We start from the raw sequence: 18,401 nt of genomic DNA on the forward strand, positions 1-18,401 counted from the left end.
ACACGACTACCGATGAAAAGCCTCCGTACCCACCCTATCCGCAGTTTTGTTTTTCTTCTGGCTGCAGGCCTTGTCGCAGCAACCTGCCCGATAGATGCCCAGGCGGATGCAGGTTTCAAGACGTGGATTGCAAAATTCTACGAAACTGCGGCCCGCAGCGGTATCACGCGCTCCACCTATGAAAAGGCCTTTGCCGGTGTGACCGAGCCCGACCGGGACGTGTTGGAAAAGGCTGCCTACCAGCCGGAATTCAAGTCGAAAATATGGGACTACCTCGATTCGCGCGTCAATCCTTACACGGTTCGGATTGGGCGGGAAATGGCGGCCAAATACCGGGTGACGCTCACGTCGCTCGAACGTCAGTACGGCGTCGACAAGAACATTCTGCTTGCCATCTGGTCCATGGAATCCAACTACGGCAGCGCGCTGGAAAATCCGGAGCGGCTGCACAGCGTGCCGCAGGCGCTGGCGACCCTCGCATGGGCCGATGCGAAGCGTTCCAAATATGCCCGCACGCAGTTGATCGCGGCGCTGAAGATCCTCCAGGCGGGCGATGTGACGCCGAAGCATCTGACTGGTTCCTGGGCAGGCGCCATGGGTCACACGCAGTTCATTCCGACCAGCTACCTGCTTTACGCCGTCGATGCGGACGGCAACGGCAAGCGCGATATCTGGAACTCGATCCCCGACGCACTTGCCACCTCCGCCAACCTGCTTGCCAAGAACGGCTGGCAGGCCGGCAAGACCTGGGGCTATGAGGCGGTTCTGCCTGCGGGCGGGGAACGCTATGAAGGCCAGACAAAGACGCTCGCCCAGTGGGCAGCCCTCGGTTTCCAGCGGCCCAACGGCAAGGGCTTCACCCACGGCGGTGAGCGCGCCTCGCTCAAGCTGATCGCCGGCGCCAACGGTCCGGCCTTCCTCATGCTCGGCAACTTCTTCACCATCAAGAAATACAATGCTGCCGACAGCTACGCTCTTGCGGTCGGCCTTCTGGCGGACGAAATCGCCGGCTATGGCGGAATGCAGCAATCCTGGCCACGGCCCGAGGGCACGCTGGACATCAAGGAGAAGTTCGAGCTGCAGAACCGCATGAAGGAGCTTGGCTATTATAACGGAGAAGTGGACGGCAATTTCGGCTCCGGTTCCAAGGCCGCCATTTCCACCATCCAGCAGCGTCTTGGCATGCAGCCCAATGGTGAGCCGTCGCGCCGCCTTCTTCAGGCCCTGCGTTGACAACGGCCTGATTTGCGCCGCATCGTGGGTATTGAACGGTGTCTCACGCCAGAGACCGGAGGCTTGACGATTTTGCCGGCTGACAGCCACAAGCGGAGATACCGGCGCGCGGTCCTCTTGATCGTCGCGCTCACCACGGCCTTGCCGCTTCATCCCGCCCCGGCCTCGGCGCGCAATCTTCTCGACATGCTGTTCGGCGGTCCTCGCTACGAAGACGACTATCCGCGCTACGAGCCCAGGCGCCGCTACCGCCCCGAGGACGATGGCGCCATCATGGAACCGGCGCCCCGTGCGCCTCGCAACCGTGGTGCCGTGCGCGCCGCAACCCCTCGTCCCGCCCTGCCGGCCGTGCCCCCCAAACCGGAACCGGTCGCCAAGCTTGAAAACGCCCGCAAGGTGCTGGTCGTCGGCGACTTCCTTGCAGGTAATGTCGGCAGCGGATTGGAGACGACTTTCGAGGGCTCCCCCGGCGTCGCGGTGGTCGATCGCAGCGACGGTTCGTCCGGCCTTGTGCGAGACGACCACCTGGATTGGCAGGCAGCACTGCCCGGCCTGATCGATGAGGTGAAACCGGCTATCGTCGTGGTCATGCTGGGCGCCAACGACCGGCAGATGATGAGCATGGGCGGCACGAAGGAGAAATTTCGAACCGAAGCCTGGCTGAAGGAATACACGGCCCGGATCGACAAGCTGGCCGGGACCGTGACCTCGCGCAAATTGCCGCTTCTATGGGTGGGGCTTCCCGCTTTCCAGTCGCCGTCGCTGATGGCAGATGCGGTCACGCTCAATGCCCTGTACCGCAGCGAAATGGAAAAGCTGGGTGGCGAGTTCGTCGATGTCTGGGATGGTTTCGTGGACGAGGAAGGCAAGTTCATCGTCACCGGCTCGGATATCAACGGCCAGCAGGTGCGCCTTCGCGGCTCCGACGGCATCACCTTCACCAAGGCGGGCAAACAGAAGCTGGCCTTCTATGTGGAGCGTTTCGTGCGCCGACATATGGGCGACATCGCCAGCCCCGACATGGTCAACCTGGATGCGGGCAGCCTGCCCGCCCTGTCCATGACGCCGTCACCCGCCGATACGCTCCAGACCCAGCCGATCAGCCTGATCGACCCCAATCTGGACGGCGGCAAGGATCTGCTCGGAGCGGCACCGGCGCCCGCCACCCTGACGGAAACGCCGCGCGACAAGCTGGTGCGGCGCGGCGAACTGCCGGATGCGCCCGCCGGCCGAATAGACGACTACCGGCGCGGCGCCACGCGCTAAGCGTAGTAGCCACCCGTCATCAGCGCGGCAGGACCGAACTTCCCATAAGTGCCTCGTCTATCGCCCGGGCGGCCTGCCGGCCTTCGCGGATCGCCCAGACAACCAGGGACTGGCCACGGCGGACATCGCCTGCCGTCCAGACCTTGTCGAGCGACGTCTTGTAGTCGCGGTCGTTGGCGATGACGTTGGTTGAACCGCGGCGGTCGAGATTGACGTCCAGCTTGCCTTCCAGCTCGGTCAACACGCCTTCCTTCATCGGCCCGGAGAAGCCGATGGCGATGAAGGCGAGATCGGCCTTGATGATGAAGTCCGTGCCGGCGATCGGCTGGCGGCGTTCGTCCACTTCGCAGCAGCGCACACCGGTCAGCTGGCCGTCTTCGCCGATGAATTCGAGCGTGGCGACCTGGAACTCGCGGATCGCCCCTTCAGCCTGGGAAGACGAGGTGCGCATCTTGGTTGCCCAGAAGGGCCAGACGGCAAGCTTGTCCTCTTTTTCCGGCGGCTGCGGGCGGATGTCGAGCTGCGTGACCTTGACCGCGCCCTGGCGGAAGGCTGTGCCAACGCAATCGGATGCCGTATCGCCACCGCCGACCACCACGACATGCTTGCCGCCGGCCAGGATCGGCTCGGCTGCCCAGGCGACGCTATCGATGTTTTCCCGGCCGATGCGGCGGTTCTGCTGCACGAGATAGGGCATGGCATCGTAGACGCCGTGCAGGTCCGCGCCGGGAATGCCGGCCGGACGCGGGGTTTCCGAGCCGCCGCAGTAAAGCACAGCATCGTGTTCGGCAATCAGCTGCTCGACGGGAAGATCGACGCCCACATTGACGCCGGTATGGAAGGTCACGCCTTCGCCCTTCATCTGCTCGACGCGGCGGTCGATGAAGTTCTTCTCCATCTTGAAGTCCGGAATGCCATAGCGAAGCAGGCCGCCCGCCTTGGATTCGCGCTCGTAGAGATGGACTTCGTGGCCGGCGCGGCCCAGCTGCTGGGCAGCCGCCATGCCGGCGGGACCGGAGCCGATCACCGCAATTTTCTTGCCCGTATGAATCGTCGCCGGCTGCGGCGCGATGAAGCCCAGTTCATAGGCCTTGTCGGCGATCGCCTGTTCGATCGTCTTGATCGTCACGGGCGCGTCTTCGAGGTTGAGCGTGCAGGCTTCCTCGCAAGGCGCCGGGCAGACACGGCCGGTGAATTCGGGGAAGTTGTTGGTGGAATGAAGGTTGCGGATCGCCTCCTCCCACTTGTTGTTGTAGACGAGGTCGTTCCAGTCCGGGATCTGGTTGTGGACCGGACAGCCGGTCGGGCCGTGGCAATAAGGAATGCCACAGTCCATGCAGCGCGCCGCCTGCTTGGTCACTTCCGGATCCGACATCGGGATCGTGAATTCACGAAAATGGCGGATACGATCGGAGGCCGGCTGATACTTCGCCACCTGCCGGTCGATTTCCATGAAACCCGTAACCTTGCCCATGCTTAAACCCCTCAACTCGTCCCGCCGCTAGCGCAGCTGGTTAAACCTTGTTTACCTGCCGCGCCGGCTCACTCCGCAGCCACGCCCATGCGCATCCGTTCCATCTCCACCAGGGCACGGCGGTATTCCACCGGCATGACCTTGCGGAATTTCGGCCGGTATTCGCTCCAGCGATCCAGGATCTCCTTGGCGCGGGTAGAACCCGTATAGTGGAGATGGTTCGAGATCATCTGGTAGAGGCGCTCCTCGTCGTGACGCGTCATATCCTCAGAAACGTCCACGCGGCCCTTGTGCATGAGGTCGCCGCCGTGATGGTGCAGCTTCTCCAGCATGTCGTCCTCCTCTGGAACCGGCTCCAGCTCGACCATGGCCATGTTGCAGCGCTTGGCGAAATCCCCGCTCTCGTCAAGCACATAGGCGACACCGCCCGACATGCCGGCCGCGAAGTTGCGGCCCGTCTCGCCCAGCACCACCACGATGCCGCCCGTCATGTATTCGCAGCCGTGGTCGCCCACGCCTTCGACGACGGCGATCGCGCCCGAATTGCGGACCGCGAAGCGCTCGCCTGCCACGCCGCGGAAATAGCATTCCCCGGTGATGGCGCCGTAAAGCACCGTATTGCCGACGATGATCGAATGCTCTGCGACGATGCGCGAGTTCTCCGGCGGACGCACGATGATGCGGCCACCCGACAGGCCCTTGCCGACATAGTCGTTACCGTCGCCCACCAGATCGAAGGTGATGCCCCGCGCCAGAAACGCACCGAAGCTCTGGCCGGCCGTGCCGCGAAGGGTGACGTGGATCGTATCGTCCTTGAGGCCCTTGTGGCCCCAGCGCTTGGCAAGCGCGCCCGACAGCATGGCGCCAGCAGACCGATCGACGTTCTTGATCGGCACTTCGAAGACCACCGGCTCCTTGCTTTCCAGCGCCGGCATCGACTTCTCGATCAGCCTGCGGTCCAGCACGTCGTCGATCGGATGCTTCTGGCGGGTCGTCCAGTATGTCGCTTCCTTGGGAGCCTCCACCTTGTGGAAGATCTTCGAGAAATCGAGGCCTCTGGACTTCCAGTGCGCGATCATCTCGTCCTTTTCCAGAAGTTCGGACAGGCCGATAATGTCGTCGAACCTGGTGAAGCCAAGCGATGCCAGGATTTCACGCACTTCCTCGGCCACGAAGAAGAAGTAGTTGATGACGTGTTCGGGCGTGCCCTTGAAGCGCTTGCGCAGCACCGGATCCTGCGTGGCGACGCCGACCGGACAGGTGTTGAGATGGCACTTGCGCATCATGATGCAGCCGGCGGCGATGACCGGAGCCGTCGCGAAGCCGAATTCGTCTGCACCCAGCAACGCCCCGATGATGACGTCGCGGCCGGTCTTCAGCCCGCCATCCACCTGCAGCGCGATGCGCGAGCGAAGCCCGTTCAGCACCAGCGTCTGCTGGGTTTCGGCAAGCCCGATTTCCCAAGGGGAGCCCGCATGCTTCAGCGAGGTCAGCGGCGAAGCGCCGGTGCCGCCGTCGAAACCCGCAACCGTGATGTGGTCGGCGCGCGCCTTGGCAACGCCGGCCGCAACCGTGCCGACCCCCACTTCCGAGACGAGCTTGACGGAGATGTCGGAGGTCGGGTTGACGTTCTTCAGGTCGAAGATCAGCTGTGCCAGATCTTCGATCGAATAGATGTCGTGATGCGGCGGCGGCGAAATGAGACCGACGCCCGGCGTCGAATGGCGGGTCTTGGCGACCGTCGCATCCACCTTGTGACCAGGCAGCTGGCCGCCCTCGCCGGGCTTGGCACCCTGCGCCACCTTGATCTGCAGCATGTCTGCATTGACCAGGTATTCCGTCGTCACGCCGAAGCGGCCCGAAGCGATCTGCTTGATCGCCGACCGTTCCGGGTTCTGGCTGCCGTTCGGCAGCGGCAGGTAGCGGTCGCTCTCTTCGCCGCCCTCGCCGGTGTTCGACTTGCCGCCGATCCGGTTCATGGCGATCGCCAGCGTCGTATGCGCCTCGCGGCTGATCGATCCGAAGGACATGGCCCCCGTCGAGAAGCGCTTGACGATATCGGCTGCGGATTCGACCTCGTCTACCGAAATCGGCTGGCGACCCAGCGCTTCGGCCGTCTTGATCTTGAACAAGCCGCGAATGGTGTTCATCCGCAGCGCGGTCTCGTTCACCATCTGCGCGAATTCGCGGTAACGCTCTTCGGAGTTGCCGCGCACGGCATGCTGCAGCGTCGCGACCGCATCCGGCGTCCAGGCATGGCTTTCGCCACGCATGCGATAGGCATATTCGCCGCCGATATCGAGCGTGGTCGCCAGAACCGGGTCCTTGCCGAAGGCGGCATGGTGGCGAGCCACGGTTTCCTGCGCGATTTCTTCGAGGCCGATCCCCTCGATCGAGGTGGCGGTGCCGAAGAAGTACTTTTCCACCAGCTGCGAATTCAGACCGATCGCGTCGAAGATCTGAGCGCCGCAATAGGACTGGTAGGTGGAAATGCCCATCTTGGACATGACCTTGAGAATGCCCTTACCGACGGCCTTGATGTAGCGGGTGACGATCTCCTGGGAATCCACTTCCTTGGGGAACTCGCCGCGCATGTGCATGTCGGTCAGCGTGTCGAAGGCAAGGTAAGGATTGATCGCCTCGGCGCCGTAACCGGCGAGACAGCAGAAATGGTGGATTTCGCGCGGCTCGCCCGATTCGACGACGAGGCCAACCGAAGTGCGCAGCCCCTTGCGGATGAGGTGGTGATGGACGGCAGCCGTCGCCAGCAGCGCCGGGATCGCGATACGGTCCGGCCCGATCTGGCGGTCGGACAGCACGATGATGTTGTAGCCACCCTTGACCGCCGCTTCCGCGCGCTCGCAGAGCCGGTCGAGCATTTCCGGCATGCCTTCGGCGCCACGCTCCATGTCATAGGTGAAATCGAGCGTCTTGGTGTCGAACCGGTCTTCCGTATGGCCGATCGAACGGATCTTTTCCAGATCGCCATTGGTCAGGATCGGCTGGCGCACTTCCAGACGCTTGGCATGCGCAGCACCCTCGTGATCGAGAATGTTCGGGCGCGGTCCGATGAAGGACACGAGGCTCATGACGAGCTCTTCACGGATCGGGTCGATCGGCGGGTTGGTGACCTGCGCGAAGTTCTGCTTGAAATAGGTGTAGAGCAGCTTCGACTTCAGCGACATGGCGGAGATCGGCGTATCCGTGCCCATGGAGCCGATGGCTTCCTGGCCCGTCGTCGCCATCGGCGACATCAGGATACGGGTGTCTTCGCTGGTATAGCCGAAGGCCTGCTGGCGATCGAGCAGCGACACATCGCGGCGCAGCGCCCGCGGCTCCACCGGCTTCAGTTCTTCGAGGATAAGCTGGGTACGGTCCAGCCACTTTCCATAGGGATGCGTGGTCGCGAGCTGCGACTTCAGCTCGTCATCCGAGATGATCTGGCCCTTTTCCATGTCGAGCAGCAGCATCTTGCCCGGCTGCAGGCGCCACTTCTTGATGATGCTCTCTTCAGGAACCGGCAGAACGCCCGCTTCGGACGCCAGGATGACGCGATCGTCGTCCGTCACGAGGTAGCGGGCCGGACGCAGGCCGTTGCGGTCGAGCGTTGCGCCGATCTGGCGGCCGTCGGTGAAACAGACCGCAGCTGGTCCGTCCCAGGGCTCCATCAGGGCCGCATGGTATTCGTAGAACGCCTTGCGCTCCTTCGACATGGACTGGTTGCCGGCCCATGCTTCAGGGATCAGCATCATCATGGCATGCGCCAGCGAATAGCCGCCGCGCGTCAGGAATTCCAAAGCGTTATCGAAACAGGCCGTATCCGACTGGCCCTCGTAGGAAATCGGCCAGAGCTTGGAGATGTCCTCGCCGAACAGTGGCGAAGACACGGACGCCTGCCGCGCCGCCATCCAGTTGACGTTGCCGCGCAGCGTGTTGATTTCGCCGTTATGGGCAACCATGCGGTAGGGATGCGCCAGCTTCCATGACGGGAAGGTGTTGGTGGAGAAGCGCTGGTGGACAAGCGCCACCGCCGTCTCGAACCGCGGGTCGGACAAGTCCTTGTAGTAGGCGCCGACCTGGTAGGCCAGGAACATGCCCTTGTAGACGATGGTCGAGGACGACAGCGAAACCGGATAGAAGCCGGTTTCCTGGCCACCGAACTGGTCGTAGATGCGGTTGGAGATCACCTTGCGCACCAGGAAGAGCTTGCGCTCGAATTCCAGGTTCGTCGCAGCGTCGCGGCCGGCGCCGATGAAGACCTGCAGGTGATAGGGTTCTGTCGCGGCGATATCCGGCGCCTTGGACAGCGAGGAATTGTCGACCGGCACTTCACGGAAACCGATGAACTGCTGCCCCTCTTCGGCGGTCGTGTCGATGATGACTTGCTTGAAGTGCTCGATCTGCTCCGGGTCGCGCGGCAGGAAAAAATGTCCCACGGCATATTCGCCCGCCTTCGGCAGGGTTATTCCCTGCTTTGCCATTTCCTCGCGGAAGAAGCGGTCGGGGATCTGCACCAGAATGCCGGCACCGTCGCCCATCAGCGGGTCGGCACCGACGGCGCCGCGATGTGTCAGGTTTTCAAGGATGAACAGGCCGTCCTTGACGATCTGGTGCGACTTCTTGCCCTTCATATGCGCGATGAAGCCGACGCCGCAGGCATCGTGCTCGTTGCGCGGATCATAAAGACCCTGCGCAGCCGGAATACCCGACGCGACGAAGGGAACGCTGGATGGCGTCCCGGAAGAGATGGCCGCATCGGCACCGGGGGCCTTGCCAGCCATATCGGGGATCATCTTCGTCATCGTCATTCCTCCTGGTGGCCGCTTCATCCTGAAGACGGTAAGGTGGCTGTCGTTCATTTCCTGCGGATGACAATGCGTCGTCCGGTATAGTCAAGCATTGCTTTCGTGCGACCCAAACCTGCCACATGTAACAGTCGGCATGAACCAGTTCGGAGCCGCCGTCGGTGCAGACGCTGCCTAACTGGAGCCACCAACCGCGATTTAGGACAGTCATACTGACCTAGTTCTTGAATTCCTATGACATAGATCGTGGAACATCACAAGAGCTGGAACATAAAAACATGATCCTATGCGACAGCGAATTACGTCTGCAGCCCATCAGGCGCAACTTTGTTACAGCGACAGGCAAACATTGTTCGTTTGATTGCGGAGCGGACAAGACCACGGCGTCAACTCGCCTTTCCGGTTGAACGGCGCGCCAAAACTTCTAATCTCCGCCAGCCTCCCAAGCTTCCATCACCAAGGTGCCTCAATGTTCTTCGCTTCCGACAACTGGGCCGGCGCCCATGCCGCCATCAACGATCGTCTTTCCAAGGAATCCACCCGCTTTGCGGCGGCCTATGGCAATAGCGAACTCGACAAGGCGGTCGAAGCCCGCTTCAACGAAATCTTCGAGAAGGATGTCTCCGTCTACTTCGTGTCCACGGGTACGGCGGCGAATTCGCTTTCACTCGCCAGCATTGCACGGGTCGGCGGGGTTGTCTTCGCCCATTCGGAAGCTCACGTGATCGAGGACGAATGCGGCGCGCCCGACTTCTTCAGCGGCATGCGCATGGTGGACGTCGAAGGCGCCGGAGGCAAGATCGACCCGGCAAAACTGAAACACCGGATGGCCGGTTTCCCACAGGACGCATTGCATCATGGCCGTGCCGCTGCGGTGACGCTGACCCAGGCGACCGAAACCGGCACCGTCTACTCGCTGGAGGAGATCGAAGCCGTGACGGCGATTGCCCGAGAACACGCTCTGCCGGTCCACATGGATGGCGCACGCTTTGCCAATGCGCTCGTGGCACTCGGCACCACGCCCGCCGAAATGACCTGGAAACGCGGCGTCGATGTTCTGTCCTTCGGCGGCACCAAAAACGGCTGCTGGTGCGCCGAAGCGATCGTCTTCTTCAATCCGGACCTTGCGAAGGATTTCGGCTACATCCGCAAACGCTCGGCCCAGCTTTTCTCGAAGACGCGCTTCATCTCCGCCCAGTTCGAAGCCTATCTGCAGGACGGCCTCTGGCTTAACCTCGCAGATCACGCCAATGCCATGGCGAGCCGCCTGCGGGCCGGTATCGGCGCGTTGAACAGCGCGCGCCTGGCCTGGGATACGACATCCAACGAAGTCTTCGCTGTGCTCAGCCGTGCCTCGGCCGAAGCCGCCCGCGCCAAGGGCTCCGCCTTCTACGACTGGCCCGTTCCCTACGCCATGAAAGACCTGGTCGGCAGCGACGAGATCCTGATCCGGCTCGTCACCAGCTTTGCCACCACGCAAGAGGATGTGGACCAGTTCCTGTCGATCTGCGGCGCCGCCTGATCGTGTCCCCTCAGCCTGATTGCGGCACCATCCGTGCTGCGATCAGGCTGGACAGCGCATCGACCATGGCCGCATCGGCGCTGCGCCTCGATACCAGCACGAATTCCACGTCTTCCAGAACCGGCAGCCGGTCGGCCGGAATTTCCCTCAGCCCCTCCGGCACCATGCTGCGCGGCTGAACCATGACCCCCATTCCGGCCCGCGCCGCAGCCGTCAGCCCGCTCAGGCTGCCGCAGGTGCAGACGATCCGCCACGGCACTTTCGCTCCGTCGAGCGCCTCCTGCGCCACTCGCCGCGTGATCGACGGATGCGGGAAGGCGATCAGCGGCAGGGCCTCGCTCCGCGACAGGATGAAAGCCGGATCACGCGCCAGCCAGACCAGCGGTTCCCGATACAACAGCCGACCCTGAGTCTCGCCGACATGACGTTTGGCGAGAACGAGGTCAAGATCGCCGACATCCTGCATCTGGTAGAGGACCGCGCTCAGGGCGACCGTGAGTTCGAGATCCACGAGCGGATGCAGCCGGATGAAATCCTCCAGGATCTCCGTCAGGCGGTTGGCGACCACATCTTCGGAAACACCAAGCTTGAGCCGGCCTCGCAACCGGCTCTCGCCGAAAAGTGCCGCAACCTTGCCGTCGAGGTCCAGCATGCTCTGGGCATAGCCGAGCAGCGCCTCGCCATCCGTCGTCAGCCGCACCTGGTGGGTGTCCCGCGCCACTAAGCGCCGTCCGAGCGACTTCTCCAGCCGTTGAATGTGTTGCGTAACCGTAGATTGTCCAAGCCCGAGCCGTGCCGCAGCATCGGTAAAACTGCCGGTTTGTTGCAGTGTCAGAAAGCTGTTGAGATGCTGCAGATTGAGCATGGGTAATCACGTTTCCGGATAACTGTTAGTGTTTGCATTCTGTCCTATGATAAGCGATGCGTAAAGCCTCAAAAGGAATGACATCATGACGCGTTTTCTTCCTGATCGTTTCACGATCATGCTGGTCTGCACGGTTATCCTGGCGTCAGTATTGCCCGTCCACGGCCAGTGGGCCGAGTGGTTCGGCATCGCGACCAACATCGCCATCGGGCTGCTCTTTTTCCTGCATGGCGCCCGCCTGTCGCGTGACGTGGTGATCGCCGGCATGCTGCACTGGCGCCTGCACCTGACCATTCTGCTGACGACCTTTGCGATCTTCCCGCTGCTTGGCCTGGCGATTGGTTTCATCCCAGAAAGCATCCTTCCCGCACCGCTCTACATGGGCATCCTGTTCCTCTGCGTACTGCCCTCAACGGTCCAGTCGTCCATCGCCTTCACCTCCATGGCAGGCGGCAATGTGCCGGCGGCCATCGTATCGGCATCCGGCTCCAACCTCTTCGGCATGTTCCTGACGCCATTGCTGGCGGGCCTGCTGCTCTCCACGACCGGTGGCGATGGAGTTTCGCTGGATGCGGTCGAGAAAATCGCACTGCAGCTTCTGGCCCCCTTCCTGCTGGGGCAGCTCCTTCAGCCGTGGATCGGCAACTGGATCCGCGCCCGCAAGACGCTTCTGATGCCGGTCGATCGCGGCTCGATCCTGATGGTGGTCTATTCGGCCTTTTCGGAAGCCGTCATGGAAGGCCTGTGGCACACCTTCTCGCTTGCCGACATCGGCACCGTCATCCTGCTCGACATGGCGCTCCTGGCAACCGTTCTTGGCATCACCATGTTCGGCAGCCGTGCGCTTGGCTTCTCAAAGGAAGACGAGATCACCATCACCTTCTGCGGCTCCAAGAAGTCGCTGGCAAGCGGCGTTCCCATGGCCAACGCCATCTTCTCCGGGCAGTCGGCTTCGGTGGGCGCCATCGTTCTGCCGATAATGCTCTTCCATCAGATCCAGCTGATGACCTGCGCCGTAATCGCCCAGAGATACGCCCAGCGCCGACAAGAGAAACTGGCGGCAGCCGAGCCCGCAGTGGCGTGAGAGCGCGTTAGGGTCAATCCTTAGAATGGGTCAGGGCGCGCCGATCAGGGCGGCAGCCATGGCCCGGATCTCCGACAGCTCCGTCTCCGAAACCTTGCTCCGCAACTGCGCCTTGCGGATCTTCCAGTCGAGGCTTTTAACTTGGTCGGCGAGCACGATGCTCTCCTTCTCGTCAGCAATCGCGACCTCGAACGGGTAACCCTTCCTTCGGGTCGTCATCGGGCAGCACAACATCAGCCCAAAACGGTTGTAGCTGGCTGGACTGAGCACCACTGCAGGCCGCCGCCCCACTTGCTCATGCCCCGCCTGCGGCGAAAACTCCAGCCAAACAATGTCGCCAGCATCCGGCACATAGGGTGCCATCAAAGCGCTTCCTTGCCCTGCGGTTCTCCGAAATCGGCTTCTTCGTGAAGGTTCTCCGGGGTCATTCGGGCGATCAGGGCATTCAGATCGACCGATGGTTTGCGCAAGGGCTCGATGATGATCTTGCCGTCCTCTTCAGACACATCGACCACAGCATCTATATCGAGACGAGCCGCAGCCATGACCGCGGAGGGGATGCGGACCGAAGCGCTGTTACCCCACTTCCTGATAACGACGCGCATGAGATGACCTCTACCGTAGATACATTGTCTCTACATACCATGCCACAGCCCGCTGAGTGAACAACAAAAAAACGCCCCTCCCCGGTGAGGGGAAGAGGCGTCCGGCATTCGATCCTTGACTTGGAGGTTTTGGGGTCGAGGGCTTTAGTTGATCTGCTGCGGGGCGACCTGAGCTTCGATCGTCTTTCCTTCGTCACCGGCTTCGGCAGCGATGGCAATGCGACGGGGCTTCATGGCTTCCGGAATATTCCGGAGAAGGTCTATGTGGAGCAGGCCGTTCTTGAGCGAAGCGGACTGGACTTCAACATGGTCGGCGAGCTGGAAGCGGCGTTCGAAAGCGCGCGTGGCGATACCGCGATAGAGATACTCGCTCTCGCCGACGCTGGGGGCCTCGGCCTTTTCGCCCTTCACGGTCAGCACATGGGCATGCGCTTCGAGCGAGAGTTCCTTTTCGTCGAAACCGGCGACGGCCATGGTGATGCGATAGGTGTTATCGCCGGTCCGCTCGATATTGTAGGGCGGATAGCTCGGCGTCTGATCGGCAATCCCACGATTGTCGAGCAGGTTGAAGAGGCGGTCGAAACCGACCGTGGAGCGGTAGAGGGGCGAAAAATCGACGTGACGCATAATGTCCTCCTTGGGAAGCGACGTTGCGGTTTTCAGTTGCGGCTCCGCTCCCGTTCTGGCGATGCGGAACCCCGGTTTCGCAGGCCCTCATCGGCGCCCGCAGCATCAAGATGGGGATTGCCGAATTCGCCTTCAAGACCCTTTTCGAGCCTTGGCGGCGGGCTGAACGACAAGTGAATACCCAGTTCGGTCTCGGTTCACCCGCAGCACCCTATACCGGCGGAACTGGAAGGCAGACTGCCTCCGCGGCCGAAGCGTCCATTCGTCCCTTCGCTTCGGTCCATGCCTTGGCCGGAGCCGCACATTGTGGTTCCGGCCTTTTTTCCTTGACGGAAGGCAGCGCTTGCCGTGTGCTTGGCAGGCTGAACGACACGGTGGCTCCCCCATGGACATTCTCCACATTACTCCCGAAAATCCCGCGCCTGCCAATTATACCGCCGGCTACTTCACGGGACATCGCGGCACGCGGATCCGCTACGGGCTTTTCCGTTCGGAACGGACGCCCGCAATCGGCACGATGGTCATCGTTCCAGGCCGCAACGAATCCATCGAGAAATATTTCGAGACGATCCGCGACCTGAATGCGATCGGCCTGTGGGTCGCAACCTACGACCTGCGGGGCCAGGGCGGATCGGACCGAGTGGCGAAAAATGCGCGCAAGGGTCATGTGCGCCGCTTCAGCGACTATGAGCGGGATCTGGAGATCTTCCTGGAGCAGGTCGTCCTGCCGGATGCGCGCCTGCCCTTCTTCCTGCTTGGCCATTCCACCGGCGGGCTGATCGCACTCTCCGCCGCACCTCGTCTCTCGAACCGCATCAGCCGCATGGCCTTGTCCGCGCCCTATATCGGTTTGACCGGCCAGGCCTTCTCGGAAGGGACGATCCGCACCATAGCCCGGTCTCTCAGCTGGACGGGACTGGGTGGCCTGGCGCTCGGCAAGGACCAGAGCCAGAGAGGCTTCGAAGGCAATCCCCTCACCTCGGACCCGGAGCGCTACCGGCGCAATGCGCAGATAATCACCGCCCGACCTGATCTGGAGATTGGAGCACCCACTGCGCGCTGGCTGCACGAAACCTTCAAGGCGGCACGGCGCGTCACCTCCCAGGCTCATCTCACCCGGATCACCATACCGACGCTTATTCTGGCGCCCGTGCTCGACGGCATCGTGCCTTATGCGGCGCAGGAGGAACTTTCGCGCAATTTCCGCGCCGGTCAGCTTGTCACCATCAATGGCGGACGGCATGAACTGCTGCAGGAACGCGATATCTACCGCGCCCAGGCGCTGGCCGCCATCGAAGCCTTCATGCCTGGGCTGGACGGCGGTCTCGACCTCTCCGAAACTGCGGCCTGAACCTGGCTTACAAGCCGGACAACAGCGCCAACGCCTGAGCATGAACGGTTGGCGAGCCTGCGGCAACGATATTGCCGCCTTGTTCCGGCCGGCCGCCATCCCAGGTGGTGATGACGCCGCCCGCCTGCTCGATAAGCGGAATAAGCGCGCCGATATCGTAAGGCTTCAGGCTGCTCTCGACCACCAGATCCACATGCCCTGACGCCAGCAGCGCATAGGCATAGCAATCGCAGCCATAGCGGAAAAGCTGAACACGGCCCTCCACCGCCCTGTAGCGGTTGGCAGCCTCTCCCGTGAAAATGTGAGGCGATGTGGTGAACAGGATAGCATCGGAAAGGCTGCCGCAATCGCGCACCTGGATCTGCCGCTCACCGTCCGGCCCTGCATACCAGGACCGCTCGCCGTCAGCGAAATAGCGCTCGCCGATGAAAGGCTGGTCCATGAGGCCCATTGTCGCGCGGCCGTTGGACTGGAAGCCGATCAGCGTACCCCAGACCGGCAGGCCGGAAATGAAAGCCCGCGTACCGTCGATCGGGTCGATCACCCAGATATGCTCCCGGTCGAGGCCGATATTCTCGTGCTCCTCCCCCAGGATGCCATGATCCGGAAATCTCTCTTCGATCAGTGCTCGAATGGCGGTTTCCGCCGCGCGGTCGCCTTCCGTGACCGGGTCGAATCCGCCCTCGATCTTGTTGACCACAGAAAGCCCGGTACGGAATCGCGGCAGCGTCTCGGCCTTGGCAGCATCGGCAAGCGCATCGAAGAAGAAGCGGTCGGGGAGCATGGCGGTTTCCTCATGGCAGGAAGCATCTTCTACCCCTTGCCGCTTCAGAAAGGAACCGGGACCGGCGCCATCGAGGTGACGAAAATCTCACCATAGCGATTAAAAACGATGCAAATTTAATCAGCAAAGAAAGATGCTTGACAATTGAGCATAAACCCTTAGCTTCTTAATCACAGTCTCTGACTGTAATACCCTCCTTGGGTGTTTCCTCCCTAGACTTAGCCGCGCCACAAGCGCGGTTTTTTTTGTCTTTTTCGGAGGCTTACTCTGCAGCAAGCGCGCTGTTGCTGCCGCTGAAGTCGGCGACGAAATCCGCCATCTGCCGCATGAAGGTGGAAAGTGCTGCGGCAATCGCCGGAAATTCCCGCTTCTTGGCGAGCGTTACCTCGTCCACGTAAAGTGACCGGTTGATTTCGATCTGCAGCGCATGCAGTCCACGCACCGGCCGCCCGTAATGCTCGGTGATGAAGCCACCCGCATAGGGTTTGTTGCGCAGGGCCGTGAACCCCATCCCGTCGAGAATATGCAGCGCCGCGCGGGACAGCTCGGCTGAAGCGCTGGTGCCATAGCGATCCCCGATAATGAAGTCGGGCCGCATGTCCGATCCGGACAGCCGGATATTACCCGGCATGGAATGGCAGTCGATCAGCAGGCAGAGCCCGAAGCGGGCGTGGGTGGCGGCGATCAATTTGCGCAGGCAGGCATGGTAGGGCTTGTAGATCGTCTCGATCCGGAAAAGGGCTTCGTCCACCGGCAGCCGACGCCGGTAGATTTCCATGTTCTCGGCTACGATGCGGGGGATCGTGCCAAGCCCGCCCGCGACCCGCATCGAGCCGATATTGACATAGGATGGAAGCGGACCGTCGAACATGCGCGGATCGAGCTCGTAGGGCTCCCGGTTGACATCCAGATAGGCGCGCGGAAAATGAGCCCTCAGCAGCGGAGCGCCAAGTTCGGGGGCATCGGCGAAGATATCGTCGACATAGTGGTCGGCGGAGCGGCGAATGGCGATCGAATCGAGATTGCTGCTGGCCAGGAATTCGGGCGGATAGCGGCGGCCGCTATGCGGAGAATTGAACACGAAGGGGATGGTTTGCTTTACGGGCTCCCTAACTTCGAAATGATCCAGATCGCCCGTGGGTGAATCCATCCTGCTTTTACCATGTCACGAAGTCTGTGGAGCAGGCATGTTGCCAGTTGCCTGAAGCCAAGTCCATACTATGTATATCCTTCCGACGTCGCTTCCACCCCATTAAACGGATATTTACCCCGTCTTGGCAGTGTGAACGGCCATGCAGACATTTCAAATAGACGGATGACGGTCTCCGAACGATGATCCAGAAAATTCTTCTCGCAGAAGACGATAACGACATGCGCCGCTTCCTGGTGAAAGCCCTGGAAAAAGCGGGGTACAAGGTTATCTCCTTCGACAATGGCGCCAGCGCCTACGACCGCCTGCGTGAAGAGCCCTTCTCGCTGCTTCTGACGGACATCGTCATGCCCGAAATGGACGGGATCGAGCTGGCGCGCCGCGCGACCGAACTCGATCCCGATCTCAAGGTCATGTTCATCACCGGCTTTGCCGCCGTCGCACTCAACTCCGATTCGAAGGCCCCGAAGGATGCGAAGGTGCTTTCCAAGCCCTTCCACCTGCGCGATCTCGTGGACGAAGTGAACAAGCTTCTGGCTGCCTGAGGGCGCCGAGCCCGGAGATCCAAGGCTTTGGAAAAAGCTTGGAATTTCCCGGCAAAAACCTGTTGACGGCCCGACCAGTCTATGGTCTATGCGCCGCCATCGGATGGGCGTATAGCTCAGCGGGAGAGCACTACGTTGACATCGTAGGGGTCACAGGTTCAATCCCTGTTACGCCCACCATCCAGTTCCAAAAAGGCCTTTCGAGAAATCGAAGGGCCTTTTTCGTTGTGTGTTTCCGATTGCCGTTCGAGAGAAATCGCGGTGCGGCTTCGGCAAAGCTGGACGCGGATCGACAGGTCTGTCAGAAGCGTAACCGAGGGGTGCGACCGCCGTTAGCTTTAGAACGGGGTCGGGCGACAGATTGACGTCACGTTGCTGCCACGAGGCCACGTCGGCTGCCCCTCGCCTTCAAAGGCTTTAGGATAGCTCGATTGTTACGCTGCCGCGTTCCAATTCGTTCACCCAATTCCCAACCGATTTGGTTACTTTCCCGGCATAAGATGCGCCGCATACACCGCGGAGACGGGAATGGCGCAGTACAAATATCCGACCCATATGAGCGAGACGAAGTCCTGGGCGTTCGATCAGGATTGGAAGCCCGGCCAGGTGGTGCGCAATGCCGGCATCTACCGCTGCGCCACCTGTGGCGACGAGACCGTCGTCGACAAGGGCGCTGCCATCCCCAAGACCCATCATGAGCACACCGTGCTCGGTCCCGTCGTCTGGAAAATGCTGGTTTTCGCCCAGAAGCATCCGTCGCGAGGCTGACGGCGCGACAGTGTAGCAGTCTCGGCGCAAACCGCACCGAGACCGCCTGGGTGGCATCCATTAGAGAATGGCGTTGCCGGCTGCGAAAGCGAGCACGACGAAAATCAGGAACACCACGATCGCGATGAAGAACAGGACCTTAGCAATCGAAGCCGTGGCCGCGGACACGCCCGAGAAGCCGAGAAAGCCCGAGATCAGCGAAATAACGAGGAAAATGAGAGCCCACTTCAGCATGGAAATCTACCCTTTATAGTCGAATGGGCGGATAACGCTAAAAAGGTTCCAGAGTTCCAAAGGCAGACGCGTGACCGTTTGAGGCGCC

16 protein-coding genes and 1 tRNA gene are annotated in these 18,401 nt (G+C 61.5%); 8 read left to right on the top strand and 9 right to left on the bottom strand.

What is annotated here, in order from left to right; all coding sequences use genetic code 11:
* The first annotated feature begins 12 nt into the window (after positions 1-12).
* Entirely contained in the window at positions 13-1,233 is a 1,221-nt protein-coding gene (locus EPK99_RS10920) for a lytic murein transglycosylase (protein WP_128443046.1), read from the top strand.
* Between the two features lie 63 nt (positions 1,234-1,296).
* Complete coding sequence (locus EPK99_RS10925) at positions 1,297-2,499, top strand: SGNH/GDSL hydrolase family protein (protein WP_245582388.1); 1,203 nt, start codon at positions 1,297-1,299, stop codon at positions 2,497-2,499.
* 19 nt (positions 2,500-2,518) lie between these two features.
* Here EPK99_RS10925 and EPK99_RS10930 read toward each other — a convergent pair whose 3' ends face one another.
* Both EPK99_RS10930 and gltB read right to left on the bottom strand, forming a co-directional pair.
* Positions 2,519-3,973, bottom strand: a complete 1,455-nt coding sequence (locus tag EPK99_RS10930) for a glutamate synthase subunit beta (RefSeq protein WP_128443047.1) — start codon at positions 3,971-3,973, stop codon at positions 2,519-2,521.
* 68 nt (positions 3,974-4,041) lie between these two features.
* Positions 4,042-8,775 carry a glutamate synthase large subunit gene (gene gltB / locus EPK99_RS10935; protein ID WP_128443048.1) on the bottom strand — a complete coding sequence of 1,578 codons (4,734 nt, stop codon included), beginning with the start codon at positions 8,773-8,775 and terminating at the stop codon, positions 4,042-4,044.
* A 472-nt stretch (positions 8,776-9,247) separates the two neighbouring features.
* Between gltB and EPK99_RS10940 the strand changes: the two genes are divergently transcribed.
* Positions 9,248-10,300 carry a threonine aldolase family protein gene (locus tag EPK99_RS10940; RefSeq protein ID WP_128443049.1) on the top strand — a complete coding sequence of 351 codons (1,053 nt, stop codon included), beginning with the start codon at positions 9,248-9,250 and terminating at the stop codon, positions 10,298-10,300.
* 10 nt (positions 10,301-10,310) lie between these two features.
* Here EPK99_RS10940 and EPK99_RS10945 read toward each other — a convergent pair whose 3' ends face one another.
* Entirely contained in the window at positions 10,311-11,165 is an 855-nt protein-coding gene (locus EPK99_RS10945) for a LysR substrate-binding domain-containing protein (RefSeq protein ID WP_128443050.1), read from the bottom strand.
* Between the two features lie 85 nt (positions 11,166-11,250).
* Here EPK99_RS10945 and EPK99_RS10950 point away from each other — a divergent pair, with 85 nt between their 5' ends.
* Positions 11,251-12,249: a bile acid:sodium symporter family protein gene (locus EPK99_RS10950; RefSeq protein ID WP_128443051.1), complete on the top strand. Its 999-nt coding sequence runs from the start codon at positions 11,251-11,253 to the stop codon at positions 12,247-12,249.
* Positions 12,250-12,279: 30 nt separating this feature from the next.
* Here EPK99_RS10950 and mazF read toward each other — a convergent pair whose 3' ends face one another.
* From mazF to EPK99_RS10965, 3 genes are all read right to left on the bottom strand, one after another.
* Entirely contained in the window at positions 12,280-12,612 is a 333-nt protein-coding gene (gene mazF, locus EPK99_RS10955; RefSeq protein ID WP_128443052.1) for an endoribonuclease MazF, read from the bottom strand.
* Positions 12,612-12,854, bottom strand: coding sequence for an AbrB/MazE/SpoVT family DNA-binding domain-containing protein (locus tag EPK99_RS10960; RefSeq protein ID WP_128443053.1), 243 nt, complete (start codon positions 12,852-12,854; stop codon positions 12,612-12,614). Before EPK99_RS10960 ends, mazF begins: the two co-directional genes overlap by 1 nt.
* 144 nt (positions 12,855-12,998) lie before the next feature.
* Entirely contained in the window at positions 12,999-13,481 is a 483-nt protein-coding gene (locus EPK99_RS10965) for an Hsp20 family protein (protein ID WP_128443054.1), read from the bottom strand.
* 385 nt (positions 13,482-13,866) lie between these two features.
* On the opposite strand from EPK99_RS10965, the gene EPK99_RS10970 reads away from it, so the two are divergent.
* Positions 13,867-14,832 (top strand): alpha/beta fold hydrolase, encoded by a 966-nt coding sequence (locus tag EPK99_RS10970; RefSeq protein ID WP_128443055.1) that lies wholly within the window; start codon positions 13,867-13,869, stop codon positions 14,830-14,832.
* Between the two features lie 7 nt (positions 14,833-14,839).
* Here the strand turns inward: EPK99_RS10970 and hisN are convergent, their stop codons facing one another.
* Together hisN and EPK99_RS10980 are read right to left on the bottom strand one after the other, a co-directional pair.
* Positions 14,840-15,616: a histidinol-phosphatase gene (gene hisN / locus EPK99_RS10975; protein WP_128443056.1), complete on the bottom strand. Its 777-nt coding sequence runs from the start codon at positions 15,614-15,616 to the stop codon at positions 14,840-14,842.
* A 262-nt stretch (positions 15,617-15,878) separates the two neighbouring features.
* A complete protein-coding gene (locus EPK99_RS10980) occupies positions 15,879-16,766 on the bottom strand; it encodes an N-formylglutamate amidohydrolase (RefSeq protein WP_128443057.1) in 888 nt (295 codons plus the stop codon).
* A 182-nt stretch (positions 16,767-16,948) separates the two neighbouring features.
* Here EPK99_RS10980 and cpdR1 point away from each other — a divergent pair, with 182 nt between their 5' ends.
* From cpdR1 to EPK99_RS10995, 3 genes are all read left to right on the top strand, one after another.
* On the top strand, positions 16,949-17,311 hold the full coding sequence (gene cpdR1, locus EPK99_RS10985) for a response regulator CpdR1 (protein WP_128443058.1): 363 nt from the start codon (positions 16,949-16,951) through the stop codon (positions 17,309-17,311).
* A 105-nt stretch (positions 17,312-17,416) separates the two neighbouring features.
* Positions 17,417-17,491 (top strand) — tRNA-Val (locus EPK99_RS10990).
* A gap of 348 nt (positions 17,492-17,839) precedes the next feature.
* Positions 17,840-18,079, top strand: coding sequence for a hypothetical protein (locus EPK99_RS10995; RefSeq protein WP_128443059.1), 240 nt, complete (start codon positions 17,840-17,842; stop codon positions 18,077-18,079).
* A 60-nt stretch (positions 18,080-18,139) separates the two neighbouring features.
* On the opposite strand, the gene EPK99_RS11000 is transcribed toward EPK99_RS10995, so the two are convergent.
* Positions 18,140-18,313, bottom strand: coding sequence for a DUF1328 domain-containing protein (locus EPK99_RS11000; RefSeq protein WP_128443060.1), 174 nt, complete (start codon positions 18,311-18,313; stop codon positions 18,140-18,142).
* Positions 18,314-18,401: the final 88 nt, after the last annotated feature.

This window comes from Neorhizobium lilium, assembly GCF_004053875.1.
GTDB classification, from domain to species: domain Bacteria; phylum Pseudomonadota; class Alphaproteobacteria; order Rhizobiales; family Rhizobiaceae; genus Neorhizobium; species Neorhizobium lilii.